24 protein-coding genes are annotated in these 24,237 nt (G+C 74.5%); 16 read left to right on the plus strand and 8 right to left on the minus strand.

Features of this window, described 5'->3' with window-relative positions; translation table 11 throughout:
• Positions 1-36 precede the first annotated feature (36 nt).
• From ACZDWJ_RS12400 to ACZDWJ_RS12410, 3 genes are all read right to left on the minus strand, one after another.
• Entirely contained in the window at positions 37-960 is a 924-nt protein-coding gene (locus tag ACZDWJ_RS12400) for an oxidoreductase (protein WP_463521270.1), read from the minus strand.
• Positions 957-1,772, minus strand: a complete 816-nt coding sequence (locus tag ACZDWJ_RS12405) for a maleylpyruvate isomerase family mycothiol-dependent enzyme (RefSeq protein ID WP_463521271.1) — start codon at positions 1,770-1,772, stop codon at positions 957-959. Before ACZDWJ_RS12405 ends, ACZDWJ_RS12400 begins: the two co-directional genes overlap by 4 nt.
• Positions 1,773-1,879: 107 nt before the next feature.
• A complete protein-coding gene (locus ACZDWJ_RS12410) occupies positions 1,880-3,559 on the minus strand; it encodes a PP2C family protein-serine/threonine phosphatase (RefSeq protein WP_463521272.1) in 1,680 nt (559 codons plus the stop codon).
• Positions 3,560-3,646: 87 nt separating this feature from the next.
• On the opposite strand from ACZDWJ_RS12410, the gene ACZDWJ_RS12415 reads away from it, so the two are divergent.
• The 12 genes from ACZDWJ_RS12415 to ACZDWJ_RS12470 all read left to right on the plus strand — a co-directional run bounded on the left by ACZDWJ_RS12415 (position 3,647) and on the right by ACZDWJ_RS12470 (position 15,993).
• Positions 3,647-5,419: a thioredoxin-like domain-containing protein gene (locus ACZDWJ_RS12415; RefSeq protein WP_463521273.1), complete on the plus strand. Its 1,773-nt coding sequence runs from the start codon at positions 3,647-3,649 to the stop codon at positions 5,417-5,419.
• A complete protein-coding gene (locus ACZDWJ_RS12420) occupies positions 5,419-6,435 on the plus strand; it encodes an ornithine cyclodeaminase family protein (protein WP_463521274.1) in 1,017 nt (338 codons plus the stop codon). Before ACZDWJ_RS12415 ends, ACZDWJ_RS12420 begins: the two co-directional genes overlap by 1 nt.
• Positions 6,432-7,868: an aromatic amino acid lyase gene (locus tag ACZDWJ_RS12425; RefSeq protein WP_463521275.1), complete on the plus strand. Its 1,437-nt coding sequence runs from the start codon at positions 6,432-6,434 to the stop codon at positions 7,866-7,868. The genes ACZDWJ_RS12420 and ACZDWJ_RS12425 overlap by 4 nt, the downstream gene beginning before the upstream one ends.
• A complete protein-coding gene (locus tag ACZDWJ_RS12430) occupies positions 7,865-8,776 on the plus strand; it encodes an amidohydrolase family protein (protein WP_463521276.1) in 912 nt (303 codons plus the stop codon). Before ACZDWJ_RS12425 ends, ACZDWJ_RS12430 begins: the two co-directional genes overlap by 4 nt.
• Positions 8,773-9,321 carry a cysteine dioxygenase gene (locus ACZDWJ_RS12435; protein ID WP_463521277.1) on the plus strand — a complete coding sequence of 183 codons (549 nt, stop codon included), beginning with the start codon at positions 8,773-8,775 and terminating at the stop codon, positions 9,319-9,321. Before ACZDWJ_RS12430 ends, ACZDWJ_RS12435 begins: the two co-directional genes overlap by 4 nt.
• 97 nt (positions 9,322-9,418) lie before the next feature.
• A complete protein-coding gene (locus ACZDWJ_RS12440) occupies positions 9,419-10,486 on the plus strand; it encodes an ABC transporter ATP-binding protein (RefSeq protein ID WP_463521278.1) in 1,068 nt (355 codons plus the stop codon).
• Positions 10,483-11,148 (plus strand): ABC transporter permease, encoded by a 666-nt coding sequence (locus ACZDWJ_RS12445; RefSeq protein WP_463521279.1) that lies wholly within the window; start codon positions 10,483-10,485, stop codon positions 11,146-11,148. Before ACZDWJ_RS12440 ends, ACZDWJ_RS12445 begins: the two co-directional genes overlap by 4 nt.
• A gap of 7 nt (positions 11,149-11,155) precedes the next feature.
• Positions 11,156-11,914 carry an ABC transporter permease gene (locus ACZDWJ_RS12450; protein ID WP_463521280.1) on the plus strand — a complete coding sequence of 253 codons (759 nt, stop codon included), beginning with the start codon at positions 11,156-11,158 and terminating at the stop codon, positions 11,912-11,914.
• Positions 11,911-12,858 carry an ABC transporter substrate-binding protein gene (locus tag ACZDWJ_RS12455; protein WP_463521281.1) on the plus strand — a complete coding sequence of 316 codons (948 nt, stop codon included), beginning with the start codon at positions 11,911-11,913 and terminating at the stop codon, positions 12,856-12,858. Before ACZDWJ_RS12450 ends, ACZDWJ_RS12455 begins: the two co-directional genes overlap by 4 nt.
• 181 nt (positions 12,859-13,039) lie before the next feature.
• Positions 13,040-14,374, plus strand: coding sequence for a hypothetical protein (locus tag ACZDWJ_RS12460; protein ID WP_463521282.1), 1,335 nt, complete (start codon positions 13,040-13,042; stop codon positions 14,372-14,374).
• Positions 14,375-14,435: 61 nt separating this feature from the next.
• Positions 14,436-15,308, plus strand: coding sequence for an alpha/beta fold hydrolase (locus ACZDWJ_RS12465; RefSeq protein WP_463521283.1), 873 nt, complete (start codon positions 14,436-14,438; stop codon positions 15,306-15,308).
• Between the two features lie 22 nt (positions 15,309-15,330).
• Entirely contained in the window at positions 15,331-15,993 is a 663-nt protein-coding gene (locus ACZDWJ_RS12470; RefSeq protein ID WP_463521284.1) for a hypothetical protein, read from the plus strand.
• A gap of 265 nt (positions 15,994-16,258) precedes the next feature.
• Here the strand turns inward: ACZDWJ_RS12470 and ACZDWJ_RS12475 are convergent, their stop codons facing one another.
• The gene (locus ACZDWJ_RS12475) at positions 16,259-18,118 is read right to left on the minus strand and encodes an acyl-CoA dehydrogenase (protein ID WP_463521285.1); all 1,860 of its coding nucleotides are present in this window, start codon (positions 18,116-18,118) and stop codon (positions 16,259-16,261) included.
• A 262-nt stretch (positions 18,119-18,380) separates the two neighbouring features.
• Between ACZDWJ_RS12475 and ACZDWJ_RS12480 the strand changes: the two genes are divergently transcribed.
• Complete coding sequence (locus tag ACZDWJ_RS12480; RefSeq protein WP_463521286.1) at positions 18,381-18,839, plus strand: RrF2 family transcriptional regulator; 459 nt, start codon at positions 18,381-18,383, stop codon at positions 18,837-18,839.
• 69 nt (positions 18,840-18,908) lie between these two features.
• Positions 18,909-19,379, plus strand: a complete 471-nt coding sequence (locus ACZDWJ_RS12485) for a nuclear transport factor 2 family protein (RefSeq protein ID WP_463521287.1) — start codon at positions 18,909-18,911, stop codon at positions 19,377-19,379.
• On the opposite strand, the gene ACZDWJ_RS12490 is transcribed toward ACZDWJ_RS12485, so the two are convergent.
• Positions 19,363-19,956, minus strand: a complete 594-nt coding sequence (locus ACZDWJ_RS12490; RefSeq protein ID WP_463521288.1) for a TetR/AcrR family transcriptional regulator — start codon at positions 19,954-19,956, stop codon at positions 19,363-19,365. The two genes, ACZDWJ_RS12485 and ACZDWJ_RS12490, sit on opposite strands and share 17 nt — an antisense overlap.
• Before the next feature lie 61 nt (positions 19,957-20,017).
• On the opposite strand from ACZDWJ_RS12490, the gene ACZDWJ_RS12495 reads away from it, so the two are divergent.
• Positions 20,018-20,521: an FBP domain-containing protein gene (locus tag ACZDWJ_RS12495; RefSeq protein WP_463521289.1), complete on the plus strand. Its 504-nt coding sequence runs from the start codon at positions 20,018-20,020 to the stop codon at positions 20,519-20,521.
• Positions 20,522-20,617: 96 nt separating this feature from the next.
• Positions 20,618-20,806 carry a hypothetical protein gene (locus ACZDWJ_RS12500; RefSeq protein WP_463521290.1) on the plus strand — a complete coding sequence of 63 codons (189 nt, stop codon included), beginning with the start codon at positions 20,618-20,620 and terminating at the stop codon, positions 20,804-20,806.
• 19 nt (positions 20,807-20,825) lie between these two features.
• Here the strand turns inward: ACZDWJ_RS12500 and ACZDWJ_RS12505 are convergent, their stop codons facing one another.
• The 3 genes from ACZDWJ_RS12505 to ACZDWJ_RS12515 form a co-directional block, all read right to left on the minus strand.
• Positions 20,826-21,458, minus strand: a complete 633-nt coding sequence (locus ACZDWJ_RS12505) for a DUF2461 domain-containing protein (protein ID WP_463521291.1) — start codon at positions 21,456-21,458, stop codon at positions 20,826-20,828.
• 61 nt (positions 21,459-21,519) lie between these two features.
• Positions 21,520-22,611: a hypothetical protein gene (locus ACZDWJ_RS12510; RefSeq protein ID WP_463521292.1), complete on the minus strand. Its 1,092-nt coding sequence runs from the start codon at positions 22,609-22,611 to the stop codon at positions 21,520-21,522.
• Positions 22,611-23,945 carry a C39 family peptidase gene (locus ACZDWJ_RS12515; protein WP_463521293.1) on the minus strand — a complete coding sequence of 445 codons (1,335 nt, stop codon included), beginning with the start codon at positions 23,943-23,945 and terminating at the stop codon, positions 22,611-22,613. The genes ACZDWJ_RS12510 and ACZDWJ_RS12515 overlap by 1 nt, the downstream gene beginning before the upstream one ends.
• Positions 23,946-24,237 lie beyond the last annotated feature (292 nt).

The raw sequence follows: 24,237 nt of genomic DNA on the forward strand, positions 1-24,237 counted from the left end.
TGCCAAGCAGACAAGTCACGTGCCAGGTCCCCGACGTCAGGGGAACCGGACGCCGGTGGTCTCCTCGCTGATCTCCCACAGCCGACGCTGGGCGGCGGGGTCGTGGCTGAGCCGGGTGGAGGTGACGATCTGCGCCGGGCCGGACATCTCGCCGAGCCCGGACGGGCCGCAGTACGTGCCGCCGGGCAGGTCGGCGGTGGCGGCCATGAGCGTCGGCCAGGCGCCGGCGGCGGCGCTCTGGGAGACCGCGCGGACGGCGCCGTCGACGATCGAGGCGAGCCCGCCGCGGGAGCGGCCGTACTGGCCGTTGGCGGCCAGGTGGGTGCCGGCGAAGCCGGGATGGGCGGCGAGCGCGAGCACCGGGACGTCGGCCGCGCGGGCTCGGCGGTCGAGCTCGTAGGCGAAGAGCAGGTTGGCCAGCTTGGTCTGGCCGTAGACGGTCCAGCGGACGTAGCGGCCCTCCTGGCGCAGCGGGTCGCCGAGCGGTGCGGAGCGCGCGATCCGGTGCATGGTCGAGGCCAGGTTCACCACGCGCCCGCCGCCGTCGACGAGCTGCGGCCAGAGCAGCCCGGTGAGCAGGAACGGCCCGAAGTGGTTGGTGGCCATCTGCTGCTCGAGGCCCTCGGGCGTGCGCCGGTAGGGCGTGGCCATCACGCCGGCGTTGTTGACGAGCACGTCGATGGGGCCGAGGTCGGCCGCGCGGCCGGCGGCCTCGCGCACCGAGGCCAGCGAGGAGAGGTCGACGACGAGCTCGGGCAGGTCGGCATCGGGCACCTCGGCGCGGATGCCGACGGCGGCCTCGGCGATCTTGGCGGGGTTGCGGCCGGCGAGCACCACGCGGGCGCCGCGCCGGGCGAGCTCGAGGGCGGTGTGCCACCCGAGTCCCCCGCTGCTCGGGCCGGTGACGACGACGGTGCGGCCGGTCTGGTCGCCGATGTCGGCGAGGCTCCAGGCGCTCACGGCGTGGTCGCCATCTGCGCGAGGATCGCGGTGGCGAGGTCGGCGTCGCCGTGCACCGCCACCTCCACCTGCTCCGCACTCCGACGTCCGCCGGCGAGCGCGGCGAGGGTGGCGGCGTCCATGCGCAGCCGCACCGTGGGATCGGCGGGCGGGTCGGCCAGGGGCCGGGCGCGGCCGTCGTCGCCGACCGCGACGGCGAACGAGCCGTGGTCGACGACCTCGAGCACGGCGCTCGTGCCGGCCGGGGCGCCGACGCGCTTGCCGAGGACGTAGCCGATCGTCGAGCCGAGCTGGGCGACGGTGTGGGCGGCGCCGGGGGAGTCGGTGCCGCCGGGGCGGCCGACGGCGCGGCGGACGTCCTGCTCGTGCATCCACACGTCGAGCGGGCGGTTGCGCAGCAGCGTCCCCCAGTCCCACGGGATCCCGCCGAAGACCGGGTCGGCCGGCGCGGAGGCGTCGGCGGGCATCGCCGCCAGCAGGGTCTCGTGACGCCGTCGGGTGGCCGAGCGGATCTCGGCGACGAGGTCCGCGGGCGAGGCGTCGCGCCGGTTCACCACGCCGATCTCGGTGTACTGGCCCATCGGCGAGACGACGTGCGGGGCCTCGCCGACCTCGGCGTGCTCCTCGACGCCGGTGGCCAGCACCGACTCCAGGTGCGCGGTGTGCGACACCACGGCCCGCACGTCCCAGCCGGGCAGGTCGGTGGGCAGGTCCCACTCCTCGGGGGAGAGGCCCTCCAGCACGGTCAGCAGGTCCTCGACGCTGCGCCACCACGTCTCGACGTGGCCGGCGAGCAGCTGCTCGTCGCTCATGCTCGCCACTGTAGGGCGGCTCCATCGGCCCCGGGAGGGGCGTCCGGGAGAGGGATCAGGGACCGGGATCAGGGACCGGGATCAGGGACCGGGATCAGGGACCGGGATCAGGTGGACGGCAGCCGCACGGCCAGCACGGCGACGTCGTCGCGCTGCCGGGCGCCGAGGAGCTCGTCGAGCACGGCGTCGACGAGCTCGTCGAGCTTGGCGTCGACGTGCGCGGCGGCCTGGGCCGCGACCACGCCGCGCAGCCGCTCGGTGCCGACGTCGATGTGCTCGCCGGAGTGCTCGACGAGCCCGTCGGTGTAGAGGACGAGCAGCGAGCCGGGCTCGAGGACGGTGCGGTGGTCGAGCCGGGGGAGCCCGGTCTGCACGCCGAGGAGCAGGTCGGGCTCACCGACCTCGAGGACGCCCGCGAGGCCGTCGGCGCCGACGAGGATCGGCGGCGGGTGGCCGGCGTTGCTCCACACCACCTCGAGCCGGCCGGCGTCGAGCTGCCCGATGCGGGCCAGGACGAGGGTGGCCAGGGCCGGCAGGTCGAGCTGGGCGAGGGCGTCGTCGAGCCGCTCGAGGGTGCGGGCCGGGGTGGTGTCCTCGGCCCAGGCGAGGGTGCGCAGCATCGTGCGCAGCTGGCCCATGGTGGCCGCGGCCCGGATGTCGTGCCCGATGACGTCGCCGACGACGGCCACCGCGCCGCCGTCGCGCAGGGGCACGGCGTCGTACCAGTCGCCGCCGACCTGGTCGTAGGTGGCGGCCGGCCGGTACCGCGCGCACACCTCGAGACCGGGGAGGCCGGGCAGCTGCGGGATGGTGGGCAGCAGGGAGCGCTGCAGGGTGAGCATCGCGGCCTGCCGCTCCTGGACGAGCTCGGCGCGCTGGAGGGCCTGGGCGGTGTAGGACGCGAGGGCGTCGAGCACGGGTCGCTCGTCGGGGTGCACGTCGCGGGCGGAGTCCCAGACCAGCAGCAGCGTCCCGGCCACCGTCTGGCCCTGCGCGAGCGGCAGGAACAGCCGGGCGCCGCGGCCGGGGCCGCACCGCACGTCGTCGGTGCTGCCGAAGAGCCGGTCGAGCTCGCTGCGCCGGCGCACGGCGACGGGGTGCGGCGAGAGGGCGACGGCGCCGAGCGGGTGGTCGGGGTCGAGCGGCAGGCGCTGCTCCGGCGGGGCGTGGGGCCCGCGGGGCGCGGCGCGGACGAGCTCGTCGCCGTCGCGCAGCCACAGCGCCACGTCCGAGCAGCCGAGCTGGATCAGCCCCACCATCTCCACCACATGGGCGACGTCGGGGACGGTGCGGGTGGCGGCCAGGCCCTCGCTGAGGTCGAGCAGGACCCGGCTGAGCTGGGTGACCTCCTCGGCCTCGGTGAGCGCGCGGTCGTGCTGGGCGCGCAGGTCCGCGGCGGCGATCTCGGCGGCGCAGCCGGCGGCGAGGTCGCGCAGCATCGCGACGGCGGTGTCGTCCCAGGCGCGCTCCTCGGTCTCGGTGACGACGAGCGCGCCGACGACCGGCCCGGAGGCGTGGGAGAGCGGGACGGCCAGGAGTGCGCCGACGGGGCGGCTCACCAGCGCGGCGGCCTCCTCGGCGAGCTCGGGGGCGCGGGCGGCGTCGGGCACCGCGACGACGCCGCGCGCGGAGACCGCCGAGACCAGCGGCGAGGCCGCGGGGTGGGTGACGATCACGGTGGCGCCGGCGCATCGCAGCAGGCGTCGGGACAGGCGGACGTAGCGCGCTCGGCTCTCCTGCGTCGCGGAGCCGGCACGCTGCTCGCCTGTCGTGCTCCCGGTCGGCACAGGAAGACCGTAGCCGAGGTCACGTCGGCTCCGGGCGGCATCCGGGGCGATCGTGGGTCGGCTCGCGTCGCGGGGCAGGATGGCGTCATGCGCGTGCGTGCCCCCGAGCTCGCCGGCCGAGGCTGGCTCAACACCGACGGTCCCCTCACCCTGCGCGAGCTGCGCGGCCGGTTCGTGCTCCTCGACTTCTGGACCTTCTGCTGCATCAACTGCCTGCACGTCCTCGACGAGCTGCGGCCGGTGGAGGAGCGCTTCTCCGAGGAGCTCGTGGTCGTCGGCGTCCACTCGCCGAAGTTCGTGCACGAGGCCGACCCGGTCGCCCTGGCGGCGGCCGTCGACCGCTACGGCGTCCACCACCCGGTGCTCGACGACCCCGACCTCGTCACCTGGCAGGCCTACACCGCCCGCGCCTGGCCGACGCTCGTGCTCGTCGACCCCGAGGGCTACGTCGTCGCGCACTACGCCGGAGAGGGCCACGCCCACGCCATCGAGGCGCTGCTCGAGGAGCTCGTCGCCCAGCACCGCGAGCGCGGCACCCTCCAGCCGGGCGACTCGCCCTACGTCGCGCCGGTCGTCGAGCCCACCAACCTGCGCTTCCCCGCCTCCGCGGTGCCGCTGCCCGACGGCGGCACGCTGGTGGCCGACGCCGGCCACGACGAGGTGGTCGTGCTCGACGCCGAGGGCGCCGTGGTGCGTCGCGTCGACGGCTTCCGCGAGCCCAACGGCGTGTGCCTGCTGCCGTCCGACGTCGCCGCCGAGCTCGGGTACGACGCCGTCGTCGCCGACACCGTCGGCCACCGCGTCTGGGGTCTCGACGTCGCCACCGGCGTCACCCGCGTGCTGGCCGGTGACGGCACCCAGTGGATGCAGGGCGACGGCGTCGAGCGGCTCTCCTCGCCCTGGGACGTCGCCTGGTGGGACGGCCGCGTCTGGATCGCGATGGCCGGCCTCCACCAGCTGTGGACGCTCGACCCGCGCACCGGCGAGGTGGCTGTCGCCGCCGGCACCACCAACGAGGGGCTGCTCGACGGCCCGCTCGTCGAGGCCTGGTTCGCCCAGACCTCGCGCCTGGCGCCCGACGGGGAGCGGCTGTGGATCGCCGACTCCGAGACCTCCGCGCTGCGCGTGATCGAGGGCCCGGCCGAGGCCCGCGTCGTCCGCACGGTCGTCGGCACCGGCCTCTTCGACTTCGGCCTGCGCGACGGCGCCGCCGACCAGGCGCTGCTCCAGCATCCGCTCGGCGTCACCCTGCTGCCCGACGGCTCGGTGGCGGTCTGCGACACCTACAACGGCGCCGTCCGCCGCTACGACCCCGCCGCCGACGAGGTCACCACCCTCGCCGTCGACCTCGCCGAGCCGTCCGCCGCCTTCGTCGACCCCGACGACGCCGGCGTGCTCGTCGTCGTCGAGTCCGCCGCCCATCGCCTCGAGCGGGTGCCGCTGGGCGCGGCCGCGCAGGTCGACGGCTTCGCGCACTCCACCCAGCGGCCGGTCACCGACGTCGGCGCCGACCTCGAGCTCGTCATCACCTTCGCCCCGCCGCCGGGCCAGAAGGTCGACGACCGCTTCGGCCCCGCCAGTCAGCTGCTCGTCGAGGCCACGCCGCCGGCGCTGATCCGCGAGGGCGGCGGCCGCGGCACCGACCTCACCCGCATCCTGCGGCTCGACCCCGCGGTCGGCGACGGCGTCCTCCACATCGCCGCCCGCGCCGCCTCCTGCGACGCCGACGGCGGCGAGGGCGCGGCCTGCCGCATGCACCAGCAGGACTGGGGCATCCCGGTGCGCCTGGTCGCCGAGGGCGTCCACGAGCTCGTGCTGCCGCTGGGCGGCGTCGCCGACGAGCCGGGTCAGGACGCCTGATGGACGACGCAGGCCTGTGGCTGAGGTTCGTCTCCGGGCCCGACGTCGACGCGCTCGGCCTGACGATCCCCGACGTCCTCGACGCCGTCGAGGGCGCGGTCGCGGCCCACGGACGCGGTGAGACCGCCTTCGAGCCGCGCGTCCACCTCACCCCGGACGCCTCGGGGCGCGGCCACTTCAACATCCTGCGCGGCCACATCGGCTCGCTCGGCGAGCACGGCGTCGCGGGCGTCAAGGTCGTCGGCGACTTCGTCGACAACTACCGCCAGGGCCTGCCGTCCGAGCTGGCGCTGCTCACCCTGCTCGACCCCACCACCGGCATCCCGCGCGCGATCCTCGACGCCACGCTCATCACCGAGGTGCGCACCGGCGCGATGACCGCCGTCGGCGCCCGCCACCTGGCCCGTCGCGACGCCCGCGTGCTCGGTCACGTCGGCGCGCGCGGCACCGCGTTCAGCAACGTCGTCATGCTCGATCACCTCCTCGACCTCGAGGAGATCCGCGTGACCAGCCGGCGTCCGGAGTCGCGCGAGGCGTTCGCCGAGCGCCTGCGCGCCGCGGTGACGACGCCCGTCGTGGTGGTCGGCTCGGCCGCCGAGGCCCTCGACGGCGTCGACGTCGGCATCGAGGCCACCCGCCTGGTGGAGCCGGAGCCGCTGGTCACCCGCGACATCCTCGCCCCCGGCTCCCTCCTGGTGCCCTACGGCACGATCTCCGCGCTCGCCCCGGACCTGCTCGACGGCATCGACAAGGTCGTCGTCGACGACTGGCGCGAGTCGCAGTCGGGCCACCTCGGCGCCCTGCGCCCGCACCTGCGCAGCGGCGCCCTGACCCGCGAGCGGGTGCACGCCGAGATCGGCGACGTCGTCACCGGACAGGCCCCCGGCCGGGAGGACGCGGACGAGCGCATCCTCTTCTGGCACCGCGGCCTCTCGATCCTCGACGTCGCCCTCGGGCACCTGATCCTCGAGCGTGCCGAGGCCGCCGGGCTCGGCACGATGGTGCGGATGCGATGAGCCGCGCCGCGCTGGAGGTCGCCGGGGTCGAGCAGCTCGATCTCGACGCCGTCCGCGCGATCGCCGCCGGCGCCGGCGTCCGCCTCGACGACGACCTCCTCGCGCAGGTGCGCACCTCGCGCGAGCGGGCGATGCGGGTCCTGGAGGCGGGGGTGCCGGCGTACGGCGTCACCTCCGGCATGGGGGCGCTGGCCGACCGCGTGCTCACTCCGCAGGAGCAGGCCGGGCACTCGGTGCGGCTGATGGCCGCGCGGGCCGTCGGCTCGGCGCCGTGGCTCGATCCGGCCGAGGCGCGGGCGGTGGTGGCGGTGCGGCTGCGGACGCTGCTGGCGCCCGAGGCGGCGGTCTCCGCCGAGCTCTGCGAGCGCCTGGCTGCGCTGCTCGACGACGACGACCCGCTGCCGCCGGTGCCGCGCACGGGCGCCGGGTCAGCCGGCGAGATCATCCCGCTCGCCCACGCCTGGGCCGACCTCGCGGAGGGTGGCCTGGGCGTCAAGGAGGGCATCGCGCTGCTGGCCGGCGTCCCGGTGGCCACGGCGCTGGCGATCCTGCGCAGCGAGGAGGTGCGCGCCCTCGAACGCCACGCGCTGGCCGTCGCGTCCGGCTCGGTGGCGGTCTCCGGCGCCCCGCACGACCCGTTCCATCCCGCCCTGGCCCGCGGCGACGCCGAGCAGGCGGCCGTGCTCGCCGACCTGGGCGTCCTTCTGGGCGAGCCACCGGCCGCGCCGCGGCACCGGCAGGCGCCGATCTCGCTGCGCGTGCTCGGCCCCGTCGGCGCGCACGTGCGCCGGGCCGCCGGGGCGCTGGAGGCCGCCGCCGAGCGGGCGCTCGACGGCGTCACCGACTCCCCGGCGCTGCTCGACGCCGACGGTGCGCCGCGGTTCCTCGGCACCGCCGGCTTCCACGGCGTCGACCTCGCCGGCGCGCTCGAGGCGCTGCGTCAGGCGGTCGTGCACGCCGCGGCGGTGGGCGCCAGCCGCCTGCACCGGCTCCTGGACGCCGACGTCACCGGCCTGCCGCCCCAGCTGAGCGCCGACCCCGGCCCCGAGGCCGGGCTGACGCCGCTGCACAAGCGCGCCGTGGCCGAGGTGCAGGCGGTGGCGGCCGCGCCCGTGCTGCTCCCCGTCGAGACCTCCGGCGGCCAGGAGGACGTCCAGTCCTTCGCGCTCGAGGCCGCCGAGCGGCTGCGCGCGGCGATCGCCGCCTGGCGGGTCGTCGTGGCCTGCGAGCTGCTCGCCGTCCACCAGGCCCGGCTGCTCGGCGGAACCACTCCGCCGAGCCTGGACGCGCTGCTGACGCAGGCCGCCGCGGTGCTCCCCGAGGGCGCCCACGACCGCCCCCGCGGACCCGACGTCGACGCTCTCGTCCGACTGCTGGACTTCTCCCGTTCAGGTTGCGACGGCCCGGATCTCGACCTAGTGTCTGCGCCGTGACGTCTTTCCCCACCAATTCGATCGACTTACACCAGCACTGGTGGTCGTCCGAGCTGCGTGACGTCCTCGCCTCCCTCGGCCTGCTGCGCGGCACCACCCTGCACCTCGACGGCGAGCCGCCGTTCGAGATCGACCCTGCCGCCCACGATCTCGCCGCCCGCCGGGCCCAGGACGCCGCCGACGGCGTCGCGCTCACCCTCTACTCCCTCTCCAGCCCGCTCGGTCTCGAGCACCGCGAGCCCGACGTCGCCCGCCGCGTGCTCGACGCCTGGCACGCCGGCGCCGCCGCGCTGCCCGAGGGCACCGGCCTGTGGGCCGGGGTCGGCCTCGTCGAGCCCGACCTCGCCGGGCTGAAGGACGACCTCGCGCGCCCCGGCGTCCGCGGCCTGCAGGTGCCGGCCACCGCGCTGGCCACGCCCCAGGCGCTCGAGGCGCTCGCGCCGGTGCTGCGGGTCGTGGAGGAGGCCGACCGGCCGCTGCTGATCCACCCCGGCCCGGCCGCGCCCCTGGGCCCCGAGGCCGGCGTCCCGTCCTGGTGGCCCGCGCTCACCGACTACGTCGCCCAGCTGCAGGCCGCCTGGTTCGCCTGGCACGTGGCCGGCCGCACGCTCCTCCCGCGGCTGCGCGTCGGCTTCGTGGCGCTGGCCGGGCTCGCCCCGCTGCTCCACGAGCGGCTCGCCCAGCGCGGCGGCGCCCTCGGCGCACTCGACCCCGGCGTCTACTACGAGACCTCCTCCTTCGGGCCGCGCGCCATCGACGCCCTGGTGCGCGTCGTCGGCGTCGACCCCCTCGTGCACGGCTCGGACCGGCCCTACGCGCAACCGACGGATCCCTGTCTGGGGGACGCGTTCGCCCATGCCCTGTTCGTCGCCAACCCCACGCACTTCCTCGAAGGAGGCCTCCGATGACCGCTCTCGCGCCGGACGCCACGCACGTCTCGCACCCGACCCGCCCACTCCGCCTGCCCGCGCTCCCCGGCCGCACCCTGGCCCCCGACGAGCTCGCCGCCTGGGTGGCCGAGCTCGCCGCCGACCCCGACTCCTGGGCGCACCTGGTGCGCCACGACGCCGAGGGCCGCTACTACGTCTCCCTGCACCGCGACTCCGACATCGACGTGTGGCTGCTGTGCTGGAACACCGAGGACGACACCGGCTGGCACGACCACGACTCCTCCTCGGGCGCGGTGGCCGTCACGCAGGGCGCCGTCCTGGAGCACCGCCCCCGGCTGGGCGGCGAGCCGGAGACCAGCCGCATCGAGGCCGGCAGCACCTTCTCCTTCGGCCCCGAGCACATCCACCGGATGGCCGGCGCGGTCGACGGCGCGGTCTCCATCCATGCCTACAGCCCGCCGCTGTGGCGCATGGGCCAGTACGCCATCAGCGCGTCCGGCACGATGCGCCGGTTCTCGGTGTCCTACGCCGACGAGCTCCGACCGATCGACGACCCGTCCTGAGGCCGGTCGCGCCTGCGGGTGAAGCGCTCCCGGGGGTGGCACCTGCTTGGATGTCACGAACCCCGGGCGGCCACGCCCGGACGAAGGAGCAGGCACGATGGTGATCCGGTTCGAGCAGGTCTCCAAGCAGTACCCCGACGGCACCACCGCCGTCGCCGATCTCGACCTCGAGATCCCGAGCCGGGCCATCACGGTGTTCGTCGGCCCCTCGGGCTGCGGCAAGACCACCTCGCTGCGCATGATCAACCGGATGATCGACCCCACCGGCGGGCGGGTCCTCATCGACGACCAGGACGTCGCCGGCCAGGACCCCGCCCTCCTGCGCCGGGGCATCGGGTACGTCATCCAGCACGCCGGTCTCTTCCCGCACCGCACCGTCGTCGACAACGTCGCCACGGTGCCCGTGCTCGCCGGCGCCAGCCGCAAGCAGGCCCGGTCCGCCGCCTACGAGCTCCTTGAGCGCGTCGGCCTCACCGCCGCCATGGGCGACCGCTACCCCGCGCAGCTCTCGGGCGGTCAGCAGCAGCGCGTCGGCGTCGCCCGGGCGCTCGCGGCCGACCCGCCGATCATGCTCATGGACGAGCCGTTCTCGGCCGTCGACCCCGTCGTCCGCGACGACCTCCAGCAGGAGCTCCTGCGGCTGCAGGCCGACCTGCACAAGACCATCGTCCTGGTCACCCACGACATCGACGAGGCGGTGCGCGTCGGCGACCACGTCGCCGTGTTCGCCGAGGGCGGTCGGCTGGCCCAGCTGGCCTCGCCCGAGGAGCTCCTCGCGGCCCCGGCCGACCCGTTCGTCGCCGGCTTCGTCGGCCGCGACCGCGGCTTCCGCGGCCTCTCCTTCGCCACCGCGGCCGACCTCCCGCTCGAGCCGGTCGACACCACCGTCGAGGGCCTCTCCCTCGTGCTCGACGACGGCCGCCCCACCGGCTGGCGCGACGCGTCCGGACGCCTGCTCTCCACCGAGGGCGTCCACACCGCCACCGACACCCTGCGCGTGGTGGCCGACCTCGCCCTGCTCTCGCCCGCCGGCGCCGCCGTGCGCGTCGACGACGACGGCCGCGCCGTCGGCCTGGTGCGTCACGGCGTGGTCGCCGACGCCGTCCGCGAGCGCCAGCGCGCGCGGCTGGCCGCCGACGCCCCCGGTGCGGGAGCGGCCGGATGAGCCTGCTCTCCGAGATCTCCACCTACCTCGAGGTCAACGGCGACGACGTCCGCGAGGCGCTCGTCCAGCACCTCTACCTGGCGCTCGTGCCGGTGGCGATCGCCTTCGTGCTCTCGCTCCCGCTGGGCTGGGCGGTGGTGTCCTTCGGCTGGGTGCGCCACCCGCTGCTCACGCTCAGCTCGATCGTCTACACGATCCCGTCGCTGGCGCTGTTCCTGCTGCTGCCGGGCATCCTCGGCACCTCGATCCTCGACGAGACCAACGTCGTCGTCGCCCTCACGCTCTACAGCCTCGCGCTGCTGGTGCGCAGCACCGCCGACGGCCTGGCCTCCATCGACGCCGGCGTCGTCGCGGCCGCCACCGCCATGGGCTACCGGCCGCTGCGCCGCTGGCTCACCGTCGACCTCCCGCTCTCGCTGCCGGTGGTGCTGGCCGGGCTGCGGGTCGCGGTCGTCACGAACGTCTCGATGGTCAGCGTCGCGGCCCTCATCGGCATCGGCGGTCTCGGGCAGCTGTTCACCCGCGGCTTCCAGCTCGGCTTCTACGCCCCGCCGATCATCATCGGGCTGGTGCTCTCGGTGGCGCTGGCGCTGCTCCTCGACGTCGTCGTCGTCCTCGCCCAGCGCGTCGTGACGCCCTGGACCCGGGCCGGAGCGCGGTGAGCCGACGATGAGCCTCGACTTCCTCCTCGACGGCGCCCAGTGGTCGGGCTCCGAGGGCTTCCCGCACCGCATCCTCCAGCACCTGGGCTACTCCGGCCTCGCGCTGCTGATCGCGCTGATCATCGCCGTGCCGCTGGGCATCCTCATCGGCCACACCGGCCGCGGCGCGTTCCTCGTCATCAGCCTCGGCAACGCCGGCCGCGCGCTGCCGACCCTCGGCGTCCTCATGCTCATCCTGGCCGCCACGGGCATCGGGCTGTGGCCGGTCATCGGCGCGCTCGTCGTGCTCGCGGTGCCGCCGCTGCTCACCGCCACCTACGCTGGCGTCGCCGCCGTCGACCGCGGCGTCGTCGACGCCGCCCGTGGCATCGGGCTGCGCGAGCGGCAGATCGCGCTCGGCGTCGAGGTGCCGATGGCGCTGCCGGTCATCATCGGCGGCGTCCGCTCCGCGGCGCTCCAGGTGGTCTCCACCGCCACCATCGCCGCCTACGTCGCCCAGGGCGGCCTGGGCCGCTACCTCTTCGACGGCCTGGCGCTGCGCGACTACCCGCGCATCGTCGCCGGCGCCATCGTGCTGGCCGTGCTGGCGGTGCTCCTGGACCTCCTGCTCGGCCTGCTCCAGCGCACGCTCGTCTCGCCCGGCGTGCGCGCCCGCCCGGTCCGCGCCCGACGCGCGAGGATCGACGCCACCCCCGACCCCGCCCCCGACCTCAGCACCGACCTCAGCACCGACCCCACCGCAGTCCCCGTCACGAACGAGAGATGACCACCATGACCCGCTCCTCCCTGCGCCCGCTCCGCCCCGTGCTGGGCCTCGCCGTCGCCGGCGTCCTGGCCCTCAGCGCCTGCGGCGGCTCCGACTCCGGCAGCACCTTCTCCGACGGCTCCAACGACGCCGGCTCCATCACGATCGGCTCGGCGAACTTCCCCGAGAACGAGCTCCTCATGGAGATCTACGCCGGCGCCCTGGAGGCCAAGGGCGTCAAGGTCGAGACCAAGCCCAACATCGGCGCCCGCGAGGTCTACCTCAAGGCCTTCGAGGACGGCGACATCGACCTCCTGCCCGAGTACAACGGAGCCCTGCTCTCCTACCTCTCCGGCTCGGCCGGCGCCCCCGCCGGCGTCACCTCGCCCGAGCAGGTCTACGACGCCCTCCAGAAGGTGCTGCCGAAGGGCTCGGAGACCCTCCCGCAGTCCGACGCCGAGGACAAGGACACCCTCACCGTCACCGAGGCCACCGCCGAGAAGTACGACCTCGAGTCGATCGCCGACCTCGCGCCGGTGGCCTCGAAGCTCACGATCGGCGCCGGCCCGGAGTTCCGCGAGCGCGTCCAGGGCCTCAAGGGCCTCAAGAGCGAGTACGGCCTGACCTTCAAGGAGTTCAAGCCCCTCGACGCCGGCGGCCCGCTGGTGATCTCGGCGTTGAAGAAGGGCGACGTCGACGTCGCCAACGTCTTCTCCACCGACCCCAACATCTCCGAGAACGACTGGGTCGCCCTCGAGGACCCCAAGAACCTCTTCCTCGCCGAGAACATCGTCCCGCTGATCTCCTCCGACGCCGTGACCCCCGAGGTCAAGGAGGCCCTCGCCGGCGTCTCCAAGGCGCTCACCACCGAGAACCTCACCGAGATGATGGCCAAGGTCGTCACGGACAAGACCGACCCCAAGGTCGTCGCCAAGGAGTTCCTCGCCGACGAGGACCTCGACTGACCCCGCACCACCCGCGGCGGTGATCGAGCCGCCCGGCGGTGATCGAGCCGCTCCGCGGTGATCGAGCCTGTCGAGATCCCCGCACCCGCGCAGGGCCCGGACCACCCGTCCGGGCCCTGCGTCCCCCCAGCGCCCCACGCAGAGCCCTCCCCCAGCCCCTCCCCAGAACGCCGGAGCCCCCATGCCGCGTCGTCCCCGCCCGCTCCCGACCGCCCTCGCGCTCGTCGCGCTCCTGGCCGGACTGCTCGCCCTCCTCGCGCCCGGCCCGCTCCGGACGTCCGCCGAGGCGGCCGAGGAGCGCTCGTGCGCCTGGACGCTGCAGATCGCCGGTGACCAGGTCAACGCCCTCTACCCCGATCAGGCGGCGCGCTACTGGGTGGCCACGGTGCCCCTCCCGCCCGGCGGGGCGGCGCGCCTGAGCGGCGTCTTCCCGCACGCGCGCTACCTCTCCTTCAACACCTACACGCCTCAGACCCAGGCGATCGACGCGATCCACGACGCGCAGATCCGCCCCGACGCGGGGTCCGCGAACCCGTTCCGCGCCGGTGCTCGCCGCGACGTGGGGCGCCGGTCCTACACGGTGTGGGTGCGCAACGCGCAGCGTCCGGCCCGCGACGCGGCGAGGAACACGATCTACACCGCGAACCTCGACGGCTCGAAGCGCTCGGTGGTGGCCACCGTGGCCCTGCGCGTCTACGAGCCCGACCGCGGCCGCAGCCGCACCGGCGACGCCGGTCTGCCGGCCGTCACGATCCTCGCCGCCGACGGCACCGCGCTGGCGCGCTTCCCCTCCTGCCCCGACACCTCGCTGCCGGACCTCGGCGTGACGCCCGCGCTGGCGTCTGCAGGGCCGGCGACGTCGCTCTCGGCGGCGCTGGGCCTGCCGAGCGTCACCGCGCCCGCCGCGCTGACCTGGCACAAGTACGTCAACCTCGAGGCCGTGCTCGCCGACCAGCTCACCGAGAACGAGGTCGGGGCGGCGCTGAACGGCCCGCTGCGCTCGCTGGGCGAGGAGCGCTTCCCGGCCGGCGGGTTCGGCGAGAACGTCGACAACAAGTACGTCTACGCCCTCACCTCGCCCGACCACGGCCCGGTGCTCGTGCTGCGCGGGACCCTGCCGACGGTGCCGCGCACCCGCGAGGGCCAGCGGGTGATGGGCCGCGGCCAGCTGCGCTACTGGTCGCTGTGCACGAACAACGCCACCACGGCCTACTACGGCTGCCTCACCGACGACGACGTCCCGCTCGACTCCCGGCGCCGGTTCACGATCGTCGTGTCGACGGCGGCGGCCCGGCCCGCCGACGCCACCGCGCGCTGCGGCGTGGCCTGGCTGCCCTGGGGCCCGCTTCCACAGGCCGCCCTCATCCTGCGCAACATGCTGCCCTCGTCGGGGTTCGCCCGGTCGATCCAGCGCGCTCGCCCGGGGCACGAGCGGGCCGACCTCGGTCAGTACCTGCCCCGGGGGCGCTACTACCCCTCCGCCGCAGCCGCGGATCGGGCGCTGACCTGTCGATGAGACCGTCCCCACCGGTCGAGACCACCTGGTCGCCGCCCACCAGGGTCGTCACACTTCCCCGATGACCCCCTCCCCGGCCGCCCGTCCCCGCTACGAGGTCCAGCGCCTGACCTGCCGCTCGATCACCCTGGCCCTGCGCGACTCCGCCCCCGGCCGCACCGACCTGCCGATCGTCGTCGGGGTGCACGGCATCCCGGAGAGCTCGGCGGTCTGGCAGGACCTCATGGCCGAGCTCGACGGCGAGGCGCGGGTGGTCGTCGTCGACCTGCCCGGGTTCGGGGAGTCCGACAAGCCGCGCGGCCTCGACCTCAGCCTGCCGAGCCTGGCGGTGTGGCTCGGCGAGGACCTCGACGCCCACCTGGGCCACGACGTCCGCGTCCACCTGGCCGTGCACGACATCGGCGGCCCGATCGGCATCCTGTGGGCGCAGGCGCATCCCGAGCGGGTCGCCTCGCTGACGGTGCTCAACACGACGCTCTTCGTCGAGCACTTCAAGCCGCCGCTGCCTGCGGTCCTGGCCGCGGTGCCCGTGGTCGGACGCCGCCTGGTCGCCGCGATGCTGGGCAGTCCGGCCCGGCTCGCGGCCACCGTGCAGAAGGCGGCCGGGCGCCGCCTCGACGACGCCGTCGTCGCCGACCTGCAGGCGCCCTACGCGCGGGCCGACGCCCGCTGGGCCGCCGCCGGCGTCTGGGCGGCCTACCCGCGCAGCGCCCCGGGCCTGCGGGCGGCCCGGCGCGGCCTGTGGGCCATGGACGTCCCGGCCCGCGTCGTGTTCGGCGCCCGCGACCCCTACTGCCTGCCGGCCTCCGCCCGCGCGTTCGCCGAGCGGCTCCCGCAGGCGTCGCTGCACCTGCTCGAGGACGTCGGGCACTGGACGGCCACCGAGGCGCCGGCCGAGGTCGCCGAGCACCTGCGGGCGATGTTCGAGGCCTGACCCGACGGGGCAGGGTCTCCTCGTGCGGATCCTGCGAGCCCTCGGCATCGGCCTGCTCGTGCTGGTCGTCCTCGCGGCCCTGACCCCGGTGGTGGCGCTGGTCCAGCGTGCCCACTCCCGCCACGCCGCGGCCGAGGACACGCGCCGTCAGGTCGCCGCAGGCCTGCCGGCGGCCCGCGGCGACGTCGCTCGTCAGGCACCCCGTCAGGAGGCCCTCGCCGCGCGTCGGTGGGGGCCGGCGCGCGCGGTCTTCGAGGACCTCACCTGCCGGCTCGACGGCGTCGAGGTGGGCCTGGGCGCCACCGCCGGCTCCGAGGGCTGCGCGGTACGGCGGGTGGCCCTCTTCGCGGTGGCCCGCACCCCTGCGAACGCCTGGTCCGCGACGTATCCCGGCGGCTGCCGGGTCGTGCCGCTCGGCGGCGCTCCCGCCGTCGCGGGCCGGGCCGGGACGCTGCGCTCGTGGTCGGGCTCGGCGGACGGCTGCCCCACGGGGCTCCTGGCTCCTGACCCCGACGCCGCCACGCGGGTGCTGTCCGGGCGCCGACCGACCTCACTGGCGGGCAGCCCGGTCTGGGTGGTGGTGAGCACGACGTCTCCACTGCCCGCGATCGACCTCCCCTGCCAGCCGTGGTCCTTCCTCGGCTGCGACAGCCCGCTGGACCGCCCCGTGCTCCCGGACGCCTGAGGCGCCGCCCCCGCTGTTCACCTGGACGCCCCCTGACCGCCGTCCGGCCTCCGTAGCGTCGACTCGTCCCAGGATCTCGGGAAGGCAGGGGGGCTCGGTGCGGCACGTCGACGCTGCCCTGGCACCCGTCGCGTCCGCGTCGTACCCGGCCCCGCTGTCGTCCTGACCTCGGTCGAGCCGGATCCTCAGGCCAGGAACGACGAAGCCCCGCCGGGAGATCCCGGCGGGGCTTCGTGTGGTGCTGGGTCGTGCGGGAGGCTCAGCCTCAGAAGGCGGCCTCGTCGAGCTCCATGAGGTCCAGGCCGGTGGCCTGGGCGATGGCGAGCTCGGCGCTGATCTTCGGCAGGTTGTACTGCGCGAAGAACTGGGCCGCGGCGATCTTGCCCTCGTAGAAGGCGCGGTCCTTGCCCGGGTCGCCGCCGAGCTTCTGCAGCGCGACCTCGGCCTGACGCAGCAGCAGCCAGCCGCAGACGACGTCGCCGAGGGCCATCAGCAGGCGGCTGGTGTTGAGGCCGACCTTGTAGATGTTGGTGATCTGGTCCTGGGCGGACATCAGGTCGTTGATCATGTGGCCGACCATCGCCTGCGCGTCCTCGAGGGCCTTGGCGAGCAGCTCGCGCTCGTTCTTCAGGCGACCGTTGCCGGCCTCGGACTCGATGAACTTCGTGATCTCGCCGGCGAGGTGGCCCAGCGCGGTGCCCTGGTCCTTGACGATCTTGCGGAAGAAGAAGTCCTGGCCCTGGATCGCGGTGGTGCCCTCGTAGAGGGTGTCGATCTTGGCGTCGCGGACGTACTGCTCGATCGGGTACTCCTGGAGGAAGCCGGAGCCGCCGAAGGTCTGCAGGGACTCGGTGCCCAGCAGCACCCACGAGCGCTCCGAGCCGTAGCCCTTGACGATCGGGAGCAGCAGGTCGTTGACGGCCTCGGCGAGCTTGTCCTCGCGACCCTCGTGGGAGGCGATCATGACCTGGTCCTGCCAGGTGGCGGTGTAGAGCACCAGCGCGCGCATGGCCTCGGCGAAGGACTTCTGCACCATCAGCGAGCGACGGACGTCGGGGTGGTGGGTGATCGTCACGCGCGGGGCGGTCTTGTCGCCGGAGCGGGTGAGGTCGGCGCCCTGGACGCGGCTCTTGGCGAACTCGAGCGCGTTGAGGTAGCCGGTCGAGAGCGTCGCGATGGCCTTGGTGCCCACCATCATGCGGGCGTTCTCGATGACCTGGAACATCTGGGCGATGCCGTTGTGCACCTCGCCGAGCAGCCAGCCCTTGGCGGGCTCGCCGCCGCCGACGGACGGGTCGCCGAAGGTGACCTCGCAGGTGTTGGAGACCTTCAGGCCCATCTTGTGCTCGACGTTGGTGACGTAGACGCCGTTGCGCTCGCCGGTGAGCTCGCCGGTCTCGTGGTCGAAGTGGATCTTCGGGACGAGGAACAGCGAGAGGCCCTTGGTGCCCGGGCCGCCGACGCCCTCGACGCCCACGGGGCGCGCGAGGACGAGGTGCATGATGTTCTCCTGCAGGTCCGACTCGGCCGAGGTGATGAAGCGCTTCACGCCCTCGATGTGCCAGGAGCCGTCGTCCTGCAGGGTGGCCTTGGTGCGGCCGGCGCCGACGTCGGAGCCGGCGTCGGGCTCGGTGAGCACCATCGTGGCGCCCCACTGGCGCTCGACCATGATCTGGGCGATGCGCTTGTCGCGGTCGGTGCCGTTGCGGTCGACGACGCCGGCGAACGACGGGCCGGCGGCGTACATCCAGATCGGGGCGTTGGAGCCGAGGACCAGCTCGCCGATCGCCCAGTTCAGGGTGGAGGGGGCGGACTGGCCGCCGATGCTCTCCGGGATCTGCAGGCGCCAGAACTCCGAGGCCATCCAGGCCTCGTAGGAGCGCTTGAACGACTCGGTGACGGGCGCGGTGTTCGTGGCGGCGTCGAAGACCGGCGGGTTGCGGTCGGAGTCGACGAAGGAGTCGGCGAGCTCCTCGCGCGACATGCGGTCGACCTCGGCGAGCACCTCGCGGGCGGTGTCGGCGTCGACCTCGGCGAAGGGACCGGTGCCGAGGACCTCGTCGCGGCCCAGGACCTCGAACAGGTTGAACTCGATGTCGCGCAGGTTGGACTTGTAGTGGCTCAACGCTTCCACCTTCTCGTGCTGGTTCGAATTTCGCTTGGTGTGGTCGCGACTCCCGTGGGCGGGGCGACGCCGGTGGAGCGCGTGGGGCTCGAGGCAGATGCCTACTGACCGGTAACTTAATGGTAGGCGTGCCTCACCACCCGCGCAAGCCACTCGGGGAGAGGTGGGGCGGCTCACGTGGGACCGGGCGGGGACTCGGACGGGGGCCCGGGGTCGGCGCGGAGTGCAGTGAGTCGATCGAGTCGTCTGACACACTGGCCCCATGCGCGTCTCCGCCAAGTCCGACTACGCCCTGCGGGCGCTCATCGAGATGGCCGCCCGCGGCGACGCGAAGCCGGTCAGCGCCGAGGAGCTCGGACGTCTCCAGGAGATCCCGCACGGCTTCCTCCAGGCGATCCTCGCCGATCTGCGTCGGGCCGGCCTGGTGATGAGCCAGCGCGGTCAGGCCGGCGGCTGGCGCCTGGCGCGCGACCCCGAGGCGATCTCGGTGGCCGACGTCATCCGCGCCGTCGACGGCCCGCTGGTCTCCGTCTACGGCCTGCGCCCGGAGTCGGTGAGCTACAACGACTCCGCCGACGTCCTCCAGCACGTCTGGATCGCGGCGCGCGACGCGCTGCGCAGCGTCTTCGAGCAGGTCAGCATCCGCCAGCTCGCCGACTCCGAGCTGCCCGAGGTCGTCACCGAGCGCACGGCGCGCGAGGACGCCTGGGTCTCGCACTGATCCCTGGCCTGCCCCTCGCGCAACTAGAACCTGTTCCATTTCTGGGCCGATCGGGCCTAGGATCCGCGCATGCCCACGCATCCGGCGATCACCTCCGAGGCCGTCCACTGGCACGCGGCGCTCGACGACCACCCCGCCCGCGTCGCCTCGATGCGCTCCTACTCCGCCGTCGCCCGGGGTGACCTCGAGGAGTGGCTCACCGTCTACGCGCCCGACGCGCTGCTCGAGGACCCCGTCGGGCCCTCGATGTTCGACCCCGAGGGTCGCGGCCACCGCGGGCACGATGGCATCCGCGCGTTCTGGGAGCTGGCGATCGCGCCGATCGGCACCTTCGAGTTCGAGATCGACGAGTCCTTCGCCAACCCCGGCAGCGGCACCTGCGCGAACATCGGGCGGATCCGCACCGCCTTCCCCGACGGCTCCCACACCACGACCGAGCTGATCATGGTCTACGTCGTCGACGACGAGGGTCGGGTCGTCTCCATGCGCGCCTTCTGGGAGCCCGAGCGGACGATGGCGAGCTTCACGCCCGCGCCGTGACGACGGGGCGCCGTGCGCCCCAGGCCTCGAGGGTGGCGTGCAGGGCGTCGAGGATCTCCGCCCAGCTGGTGGCCGCCGACGGCCGGGAGTGGGCGAAGGAGCCGCCGAGCTCCAGGCTGGTGAAGCCGTGGATCGTGCTGCCCAGCAGGCGGGTGGCGTGCACCTCCCCGGTGCGGTCGAGGCCGTAGCCGCGCAGCACCGCGCGGGCGAGGTCGGAGTGGCGTCGTCCGGCGGCGAGCGCGGGGGAGTCGGGGGCGACCGGGAGGCGGCTGGCGGCGTAGCGGCCCGGGTGTCGGCGGGCGTAGTCGCGCAGCGCACCGGCGTAGGCGGCCAGCGCGTCGCGGCCCGCGCGTCCGGCGACGGCGTCGGCGACGAGGTCGGCGGACTCGGTCAGGCAGCGGGCGCTCAGGCGGGCGAGGAGATCGTCCGCGCCGCCGAGGTGCGCATAGAGAGCGGCGGTGGTGACGCCCAGCCGACGCCCCAGGGCCGAGAGCGTGAGGGCCTCGAGGCCGGCCTCGTCGACGAGCTCGGCGGCCGAGGCGACGATGAGGTCCGGGGTGAGTCCGACGCGGGGCATGCGCTCATCTTAGGCCATAAGGCATTTGCTTAAAGCCTTTAAGCAACCTAGCGTCGTCGTCATGGAGCCACTCACCGAGCGACAGATCCGCTCCTCCTTCGTCAACTGCAGCAAGGGCGAGTCCCAGCGGCTGCCCGTCCCGCGGCACCTCGGGGAGCTTCCCTGGGGCGACCTCGACTACCTCGGCTGGCGCGACCCGCAGGCGCCGCAGCGCGGCTACCTCGTCGGCCGTCACGACGACCGCTGGTGCGGCCTGGTGCTGCGCTCGTCGGACTCCGTGGCCGGCGTCGGACGGCGCAGCATGTGCAACCTGTGCCTGACCGCGCGCACCGGCGGCGTCTCGCTGCTCGTCGCGCCGCGCGCCGGCAAGGCGGGAGGACGCGGCAACTCCGTCGGCACCTACATCTGCGCCGATCTCCAGTGCTCGCTCTACCTGCGCGGGCGCCTCTCGACCGGCTCGGTCGGCATGCACGAGACCCTCAGCCTCGAGGACCGCGTCGCACGCCTGGTCGACAACGTCGACGCCCTGGTCGGCCGGGTGCTGCGAGAGGTGCCGGCCGGCTGAGTCGTCCGCCCGAGTCGTCCGCCTGGCGGCTCCGGGGGTGACGGCCGACCGAACGTCGCCTAAACTCCACAAAATCAATCGACTTTAGGAGTGAGAATGGGTCGCTGGTCGCGTCGGATCGCCCGAGCGCTCATCGCCGTCGACCGCGGACTTCCGCCGCTTCCCGCGGCGAGCCTGCGCGGAGGACTGGCCGGAGGGGCGGTGGAGGCCGAGGCCTACCGCGAGCACCAGCGCTGTCTCGGTCTGGCCGCCGCCTTCGAGGTGCCCACGGCCCGTCGCGGCTGATCCCCGGCTCAGTCCTGGCTCAGTCCTGGCAATGGCGCTGCGCCCACTCGATGAGGGGGCGCAGCGCCCGCCAGTCCTCGCGCACCAGCTCCAGCGCCTCGGGGGTGTGGATCACCGGCGCGAAGCCGTGGTCGCGCCGCACCACCAGCGAGCGGTGCCGCAGCAGCTCGATGCGCGGGTGGTCGGCGTCGTAGCCGCGCGGACTGGTCTTGAGCCGGTCGCCGCCGACCTCGCGTCCCTCCGCGGTGAGCGCTGCGAGGATGCCCTCGAGCTCGGAGCCGTGGAGGTCGTGCGCGACCGCCTCGCGGTAGGCCGCCAGGCGCCCGCCCGACGCCTCGTAGAACCCGCCCCCGGTCATCAGCCCCTGGGGTGCGAGCTGCACGTACCAGCCCGTCGACGGCGCGACGCCCACGAAGCCGCCCTGGTGGGTCTTGTAGGGCGTCTTGTCCTTGCTGAACCGCACGTCCCGGTAGGGCCGGAAGATCTTCATGGTGCCGAACTCGGGCTCCAGCGCCTGCGCCAGCGCCTCGAACGGCGCCTTCACCGACTCCGCGTAGACGTGCTTGTGGGCCTCCCAGAACGACTTGGTGTTGTCGACCTCGAGGTCGTCGTAGAAGTCGAGCGCGGCGACGGGGAAGCCTTCGAAGGTCACCCGACGAGCCTAGGTCGCGCCCGGATCCCGGCCCGCACCGGTCGGGACGCGGTCCGGCCGGTCAGCCGACCTTCGCGCTGACCTGCTCGTCGCCGCCCTCGGTGAGGGCGGTGATGCTGAGGTGGGAGCCGGCGCAGCGGGGCGGGGCGATGAAGCCCTGGCCCTCCGGGGCGGCGTAGGCGACGGTGAGGCGGGAGCCGTCCCAGCGCAGCAGGCGGGCGGGGTCGCCGCGCTCGGCGTCGCGGGTCCAGAAGGCCGAGCCCGCGCACCAGGTGAGGGTGCCCGAGGTGCCGGGGCCCAGCGCGAGCCAGGAGTCGCCGGCGTGGGCGAAGTACTGTGCGCGCTCGACCCGCTCGGCGTCGGGGACGCTCGACCAGACGGCGCCGTCGTCGGTGGGCAGGGCCTGCCAGCCCTGGCAGCGCTCGACGCCGCTCAGGGCGGAGGCCTCGCGGGCGGCCATGCCGCCGTCGAGGGTGGCGACCGTGCGGCAGCTGGGGGAGGCGTCGTCGAAGGTGAGCAGGCCGACGCCGGCGTCGGAGACGAGCGGGGAGTTGAAGCCCTCGCCCTCGGGTGCGCAGTAGCCGACGCTGCCGCGTCCGGAGGCGAGGTCGACGTCGGCCAGGCAGTAGGCGCCCTGCGAGCGCGTCGCGTGGAGGACGTGGCCGTCGGCCATCGTCCACGCGCCGCCGGAGACCGTGGGCACGTCGCTGCGGGCGTCGAGGGTGGTGCGACGCTGATCGGAGAGGCGCACGGCGGTCGCGACGGTCGGGCGCTCCTCCTTGGTGTCCTGCGCGACGACGAGCGCCCACTCGTCGTCGAGGAGCGCGTCGTCGACGCGACGCCCCTGGCCCGCGGGGACGGTGACGGTGCGGCTGCCGTCGGTGAGCTCGGCGCGGTCGCCCTCCTGGGAGATCGTCAGGCGCCAGGTGCCGTTGGTGGTGACCGTCTCGCTGGACTGGCCGGGCAGCCGCGACCAGTCGAGCAGGTCGACCTCCGCCGTGGTGGTGGTCGGCCGGCTCGGCGTGCCGGTCGGCTGCGTCGCCGAGGCCGACGGCGAGGTGGAGGGTCGCGGCCGGACGTCCGCGGCGGGATCGCTCGAGCACGCGCCGAGGAGCAGCGCAGCGGCCGCCGCCAGGGGGAGGGCTCGCCGCATCACACGCCGATGTTGTGCTGGAAGTGCGCGAGGTTGGCCCGGTAGGAGCGGTAGGCCTGCTGCCACTGGACGCGCGCGATCTTCGGCTCCGAGGGGTCGAAGCGGGCCTGGTTCCACGGCTCGAAGTAGCTGATCAGGTTCGCGCCCTTGCTCTTCGGACGCTGGTAGCCGCGGCCGACCTGGAAGTGGCCGGAGGCGTCGTCGTCGAGGTAGGGGTAGTAGCGCTTGAGCAGGATCGGGTGCAGCACCACCGGCGCGTTGTAGTCGGTGACGTGGCGCGCGATGAGCGTCAGCCACTGCTTGTAGGTCCAGTCGCCCACGTCGAGGGTGATGTAGGGGCCGGCGTACTTCGAGCCGTCGTAGCCGGTGGCGGCGTTGACCTGCTTGACCATCGCGGTGATCGAGGTGCCGCTGGTGGTGGTGCCCAGGCGGCTGGCCCAGTAGGCGGCGCCCTTGTTCGTGCCGCTCCAGCCCCAGCCGATCATCTGCATCGCGGTCGGGCCGCACCAGTAGGTGCGCACCTGCTCGGCGACGTGGGTGGGATCGAGGATGACGTCCTTGTGCGGGTACTGCTCGAGCGTCTTCGCCGTGGTGGACGCGGTGAGCCGGGCGGCGTCGCCGGAGCCCTTCGTCGTCGTGCTCAGGGCGGCGCGCGCCTCGGGGTGACGGGCGAGGAAGCCTGCCGGCAGCGGCTCGCCGAGCAGCTGGTGGCGCAGCACGACGACCTTGGCCACCGAGCGGGCGGCCTCGGTGAGCTCGCGACGCTCCTGCTCGGTGCGCTGGCTCGGGGTCAGGGACGCGGCCTGGGCGAGGTAGCCGGCGGCGTCGAGGTCGCCGGTGGACTCCGGCGCGGAGGCGGCGCGACGGCCGAGCACGCGCTCGGCGGACGCGGCCGACTCGGCCTGCACCGTGCTCTCCGACTCGTCGGTCCAGCCGCGGCCCAGGCAGTAGCGCTGGCCCTCGAGGTCGAGGCAGCGCACGACGGTGTCGGCGACCTGGCGCGCTGAGACCCGTCCGGCGGCGAGAGCTGCGCGGGCGCTCAGGGGTGCGGCGGCGCGGGCCGTCGTGGAGCCGGCACGGGCCGGGGCGAGCCGGCGCTGCAGGGAGGTGGACGACGTCTCGCCGCGCGCGAGCGTGCGCTCGATCTGCCCCTGGGCGGAGGCGCTGACCGCGCCGTAGTCGACGCCCGCGCCCGGAGCGGCGTCGCCCGAGGGGCTCAGGGCGCCGTCGTCGCCGAAGTCGCGCGGGACGAAGGGCGCGGCGGCGAGCAGGGCGACCAGCGCGCCGATGGCGACGGTGCGGGGACGGGGTCGGCGTCGGGGGGTCTGGGACATGAGGGACTCCGAGAGTGCGGCGAGGAAGGACCGTTCTTGCACCATACGTCACATCCGTCACAGCGGCCCCCGCGCGAACGGGTCCGGACCGCCTGCTGGGACGGCGGTCGGGCCGCGCGTACGCGCGAGAGGGCTCGGGCGAGGCGGTCCGGGCGGATCGGTGGTGCCGCGGACCGCCTCGCGGAGCGCCGGCAGGGAGGCCGGCGTCCGAGCGTCCGCCGGAGATGAGGGCGGACGTACTGACGGTACGCGGACGCCGTGTCGCGCGACGAACCGACGACCCACCCCTGGG

It is taken from the genome of Nocardioides sp. B129/18, assembly GCF_055282735.1.

Bases quoted from the DNA above. Each gene is read 5' to 3' on its own strand.
- ACZDWJ_RS12420 (WP_463521274.1), top strand. From the start codon at position 5,419: ATGGACGACGCAGGCCTGTGGCTGAGGTTCGTCTCCGGGCCCGACGTC.
- ACZDWJ_RS12435 (WP_463521277.1), top strand. From the start codon at position 8,773: ATGACCGCTCTCGCGCCGGACGCCACGCACGTCTCGCACCCGACCCGC.
- ACZDWJ_RS12425 (WP_463521275.1), top strand. From the start codon at position 6,432: ATGAGCCGCGCCGCGCTGGAGGTCGCCGGGGTCGAGCAGCTCGATCTC.
- ACZDWJ_RS12500 (WP_463521290.1), top strand. From the start codon at position 20,618: ATGGGTCGCTGGTCGCGTCGGATCGCCCGAGCGCTCATCGCCGTCGAC.
- ACZDWJ_RS12440 (WP_463521278.1), top strand. From the start codon at position 9,419: ATGGTGATCCGGTTCGAGCAGGTCTCCAAGCAGTACCCCGACGGCACC.
- ACZDWJ_RS12415 (WP_463521273.1), top strand. From the start codon at position 3,647: ATGCGCGTGCGTGCCCCCGAGCTCGCCGGCCGAGGCTGGCTCAACACC.
- ACZDWJ_RS12495 (WP_463521289.1), top strand. From the start codon at position 20,018: ATGGAGCCACTCACCGAGCGACAGATCCGCTCCTCCTTCGTCAACTGC.
- ACZDWJ_RS12460 (WP_463521282.1), top strand. From the start codon at position 13,040: ATGCCGCGTCGTCCCCGCCCGCTCCCGACCGCCCTCGCGCTCGTCGCG.
- ACZDWJ_RS12510 (WP_463521292.1), bottom strand. From the start codon at position 22,611: ATGCGGCGAGCCCTCCCCCTGGCGGCGGCCGCTGCGCTGCTCCTCGGC.
- ACZDWJ_RS12465 (WP_463521283.1), top strand. From the start codon at position 14,436: ATGACCCCCTCCCCGGCCGCCCGTCCCCGCTACGAGGTCCAGCGCCTG.
- ACZDWJ_RS12405 (WP_463521271.1), bottom strand. From the start codon at position 1,772: ATGAGCGACGAGCAGCTGCTCGCCGGCCACGTCGAGACGTGGTGGCGC.
- ACZDWJ_RS12515 (WP_463521293.1), bottom strand. From the start codon at position 23,945: ATGTCCCAGACCCCCCGACGCCGACCCCGTCCCCGCACCGTCGCCATC.
- ACZDWJ_RS12480 (WP_463521286.1), top strand. From the start codon at position 18,381: ATGCGCGTCTCCGCCAAGTCCGACTACGCCCTGCGGGCGCTCATCGAG.
- ACZDWJ_RS12490 (WP_463521288.1), bottom strand. From the start codon at position 19,956: ATGCCCCGCGTCGGACTCACCCCGGACCTCATCGTCGCCTCGGCCGCC.
- ACZDWJ_RS12455 (WP_463521281.1), top strand. From the start codon at position 11,911: ATGACCACCATGACCCGCTCCTCCCTGCGCCCGCTCCGCCCCGTGCTG.
- ACZDWJ_RS12485 (WP_463521287.1), top strand. From the start codon at position 18,909: ATGCCCACGCATCCGGCGATCACCTCCGAGGCCGTCCACTGGCACGCG.
- ACZDWJ_RS12445 (WP_463521279.1), top strand. From the start codon at position 10,483: ATGAGCCTGCTCTCCGAGATCTCCACCTACCTCGAGGTCAACGGCGAC.
- ACZDWJ_RS12450 (WP_463521280.1), top strand. From the start codon at position 11,156: ATGAGCCTCGACTTCCTCCTCGACGGCGCCCAGTGGTCGGGCTCCGAG.